Genomic DNA, 1,401 nt, shown 5'->3' on the forward strand with positions numbered 1-1,401 from the left:
TGTAATGCCCCCCTTTGTCAAGACACTTTGAGAACGAAAATAAGTTATGTCCTCCCATCTTTTTGAATGGTGGTACAGTTCCGAAGGCCGCTTGACATGGAGCCTCTGCGGGCATGACTGCTCGCGATCGGGCGATGGCTAGTAAGCTAGCATCGCGAGGCTAACTAGCCTATCATGCCCGCCCCTCCATGTAAAGCTGCCTATGCTACCGATGTTACATGCTCGTAGTAAATCCTGTCTGGTGTTGCATAGTCCAAAGATTGATGAGGACGGTCCGTATTGTAGAACGTGACGTACCGTTTGATGCCTTTCCGTAATTCTCGTGGATTTTCAAATTCATTCAGATAGATACATTCATACTTTAAAGCTCGAAAGAATCGTTCTGTACGACTATTGTCCGTCGCACGTCCCTTGCCATCCATCGATACCTGGATTTCATGTTCTGCCAACAGATTGAGATAATCTGCATTCGTAAAATGGCTGCCTTGATCACTGTTGATGATTTCTGGCTTACAGCGACGAAATGCTCGTTTCAGACAGGTCATGACAAACCCTTTCTCTAGCGTGCTCGACAACTCGTAATCAACCACCTTGCGACTGAACCAGTCTATGATGGTGAACAGGTACATAAATCCTTTCCCCATGCGAAGGTATGTGATATCTACTCCCCAAACGTGATTGGGGCGATGGATGTCCAGTCCCCGTAACAAGTAAGGGCGAACGTACTTTGCATGCAGTCGCTTGCTCAAATTGGGCTGTGGATGGATTCCGTGAATCCCCATGAGTCTCATCAGACGCCGTACACGTTTGCGATTGACGTTGAAACCCATTTCCCGCAGTTTGACGGTGATCCGCCTGTACCCGAAGAAGGGCTTGTCGGTGTAGATGGCATCAATCACGTGCATGATTTGAATGTTTTCAGCGCTCTCCTCCGTTCCTGCGGGCTTGCGGTACACACTTGTACGATTAACACCTAACAAAGAAGCTTGGCGCTTAATGTTAATTGTGGGATGATCGCGCTCAATCATGGCTTGGCGCTCTTTGACGGATTTATTTAAGGCCAGATTTTTTTTTGAGCCAGTCGATCTCCACGGTTAGTTGACCGACCAGCTTTTCCAGATGTTCTTGTTTGCTCTCGTACTCCTTTCTCAGTTTGTCCGCTTCACTGGTTCCCTTCTCGAACACCATCGAGGCTCGCTCAAGAAACTCGGCTTTCCACCGGCTGATCATCACCGGATTCAGCTCATATTTGGCGGCAATTTGATTCACGGTCTGCTCTTCCTGAAGAACCTCAAGCACGACCTTCGTTTTAAATTCTGGGGTATATCGGTTCCGTTTTTCCATGGCTTCATTATAACTTATTTATCACGCTCCCGTGTCTCAGCCTATGGGAGCATTGTA

Annotated in this window: 1 protein-coding gene; it reads right to left on the reverse strand. The window is 47.7% G+C overall.

Annotated features, from left to right (window positions below; translation table 11 throughout):
* Positions 1 to 200 precede the first annotated feature (200 nt).
* Positions 201 to 1,344 (reverse strand): IS3 family transposase gene (locus tag AC3WJN_RS25510; protein ID WP_423236789.1). Its coding sequence is split into 2 segments (ribosomal slippage): positions 201 to 1,074 and positions 1,073 to 1,344, totalling 1,146 coding nucleotides; the frame shifts between segments, so codons are not numbered across the junction.
* Positions 1,345 to 1,401: the final 57 nt, after the last annotated feature.

It is taken from the genome of Brevibacillus sp. FW306-2-1A-C05A (genome assembly GCF_058781555.1).